Origin of the sequence: Burkholderia sp. Se-20378, assembly GCF_017104665.1 — a bacterium.
Classification (GTDB): domain Bacteria; phylum Pseudomonadota; class Gammaproteobacteria; order Burkholderiales; family Burkholderiaceae; genus Burkholderia; species Burkholderia lata.
In genome coordinates, this window is the sequence record NZ_JAAGPG010000762.1 from 1 (window position 1) to 2,680 (window position 2,680).

The 2,680-nt window shown below is 68.0% G+C and carries 3 protein-coding genes; 1 reads left to right on the forward strand and 2 read right to left on the reverse strand.

All coding sequences use genetic code 11. The features are described 5' to 3' along the window. Together G3N93_RS37195 and G3N93_RS37200 are read right to left on the reverse strand one after the other, a co-directional pair. The coding region (locus G3N93_RS37195) for an FAD-binding oxidoreductase (RefSeq protein ID WP_206135258.1) at positions 1-506 on the reverse strand (506 nt) is incomplete at its 3' end. Next, complete coding sequence (locus G3N93_RS37200) at positions 503-1,435, reverse strand: 4-hydroxyproline epimerase (RefSeq protein ID WP_206135259.1); 933 nt, start codon at positions 1,433-1,435, stop codon at positions 503-505. The genes G3N93_RS37195 and G3N93_RS37200, both read right to left, overlap by 4 nt. A gap of 251 nt (positions 1,436-1,686) precedes the next feature. On the opposite strand from G3N93_RS37200, the gene G3N93_RS37205 reads away from it, so the two are divergent. Next, the gene (locus G3N93_RS37205; RefSeq protein WP_006484863.1) at positions 1,687-2,607 is read left to right on the forward strand and encodes a dihydrodipicolinate synthase family protein; all 921 of its coding nucleotides are present in this window, start codon (positions 1,687-1,689) and stop codon (positions 2,605-2,607) included. Positions 2,608-2,680 lie beyond the last annotated feature (73 nt).

Sequence of the window (2,680 nt, forward strand, 5' to 3'; positions counted from 1 at the left end):
CCGGCCCGGTCGCGCCGCAACGTGATGCGCGGCGCCCGCTGCAGCAGCCAGTTCGCGGTGACGGGCGCATAGAGGATCGCATCGCCGGGAATCTTCAGCGCGCCGCCCAGGCCCGCACGCAGCATCGGCTCCAGTTGCGCGAGCGTCGCCGCGTCGATCAGTTCGCCCGCCACGCCGTGCGCGGCCAGCGTCGCCTGCTTCGCGCGCGCCAGATCCATTTCGTGCGCATCGGCGGCGAGCCACAGCGTGCCGCAGTTGCGGTACGCGCACCCTTCGGGCATCTCGCCGCTCAGCGCGCGCCACAGGTCGATCGAGTAATGGCTCAGCGCGAGTTCGGCTGCGTTGTCGTCCATCGCGACGAGGTGCCCCATGCCCGCGCCGGTTGCCCCGCCGCTCGCGTCGTCGACGACGAGCACGCGCAGCCCGCGCTGCGCGAGTTCGTGCGCACACGCCGCGCCGACGATGCCGGCGCCGATCACGACGACATCCGTCTTCGTGTCACTCACGGCGCAATACCCCAGCCGAACGGATCGTCTTCCTCGATCAGCAGCGTCGCTTCCGCGCTCAGGTGCGCACTGCCGCGGATCGTCGGCACGATGCCGCCTTCGGCCTGCTCGTAGCTCGCCTGGAACACGCTGCCGATCACGCTCGCCTGCCGCCACACGGCGCCCGGCGCGAGCTTGCCGTCGGCCGCGAGGCACGCGAGCTTCGCGCTCGTGCCGGTGCCGCACGGCGAACGGTCGTATGCGAGACCCGGGCACAGCACGAAGCTGCGGCTGTCGTGTTCGGGATCGTCGGCGAACAACTCGATATGGTCGATCTCGCCGCCGTTCGCGCCGGTGATGCCCGCGCGTTCAAGCCCTTCGCGCACGGCCGACGCATACGCGGTGAGCGCCGCGACGTTGTCGCCGGCGACGCGCTGCCCGTGGTCGCTGATCAGGAAGAACCAGTTGCCGCCCCACGCGATGTCGCCCTTCACGGGGCCGTATCCCGGCACGTCGAGCGCGACGCCCTTCGCATGGCGATAGGTGGGCACGTTGCGCACGCTGACCGACAGGTCGTCGTGCAGCGTCGCCTCGACGGTACCGACGGGCGTTTCGATCCGGTGCACGCCGGGCGCGATGCGCCCCATATGGTGCAGCGTGCGCACGACGCCGATCGTGCCGTGCCCGCACATCCCGAGATAGCCACTATTGTTGAAGAAGATCACGCCGGCCGCCGCCTCGGGCGACACGGGTTCGCACAGTAGCGCGCCGACCAGCACGTCGCTGCCGCGCGGTTCGAGAATGCATGCGGTGCGGTAGCGGTCGTGCTCGCGCGCGAGCACGTCGCGGCGCTCGGCCATCGTGCCGCTGCCGAGCGCGGGGAAACCGGACACGACGAGCCGAGTGGGTTCGCCGCCCGTGTGCGAATCGATGATCTGGATGCGCTTCATCATGAGCCGTCCGAAGTGGGGAAAGGAGCACAGCTTCCTCCGTCGCGCGTCCGCCCGCTTGTGGCTTTTCGATGAGGACGACGACGAAATCGGCATAGTGCGAAGCGCCCTTCCCGCGCCGTCCGGTCGCTGTGCCGATTTCGTCATTTTGCTCCGCGATACGACTCAAGCGTGATGGGCATTTGCGCGGCGATACTGGTTGCCACACCGACACCTGTCGGCCGACCGATACAAACACGTAGGAGATTGAAGTGAGCCGAAACGCCATTCAGTGGACCGGGGTTTTCCCGGCCGTCAGCACCCAGTTCAAACCGGACTTTTCCCTCGACATCGACGCCACGCACCGCGTGGTGAAGAACCTGGTGAACGACGGCGTATCGGGCCTCGTGGTCTGCGGCACGGTCGGCGAAAACACGTCGCTGTCGACGAGCGAGAAGCTCCAGGTGATCGAAGCCGCACGCGACGCCGCCGGCGGCAAGATTCCCGTGATCGCCGGCATCGCCGAGTTCACGACCGAATTCGCGCGCAACACGGTGCGTGAAGCACAGCGCGTCGGTGTCGACGGCGTGATGGTGATGCCCGCACTGGTCTACTCGGCGAAGCCGCACGAAACCGCCGCGCACTTCCGCGCGGTCGCAACCAGCACCGACCTGCCGGTGATGGTCTACAACAACCCGCCGATCTACAAGAACGACGTGACGCCCGACGTGCTGATCGCGCTGCAGGATTGCGAGAACATCGTCTGCTTCAAGGATTCGTCGGGCGATACGCGCCGCTTCATCGACCTGCGCAACGCGGTCGGCGATCGCTTCGTGCTGTTCGCGGGCCTCGACGACGTCGTGGTCGAGAGCATTGCCGTCGGCGCCGAAGGCTGGGTGTCGGGCATGTCGAACGCGTTCCCGAAGGAAGGCGAGACGCTGTTCCGCCTCGCGAAGCAAAAGCGTTTCGACGAAGCGCTCGCGCTGTATCGCTGGTTCATGCCGCTGCTGCACCTCGATGCACGCCCCGACCTCGTGCAGTGCATCAAGCTGTGCGAAGAGCTGGTCGGCCGCGGCAGCGCGATCACGCGTCCGCCGCGCCTCGCGCTGCAGGGCGACACGCTCGCGGAAGTGAAGGCCATCGTCGCGAAGGCGCTCGAAACGCGCCCGGCGCTACCCGACGTCGGTCTCTGATCGACTCCCCCTGCGGCGGCGCGCGGGCTTTTCGTCTGCACACCGCCGTCTCCGGTCCGGCATGGCCTGCGGG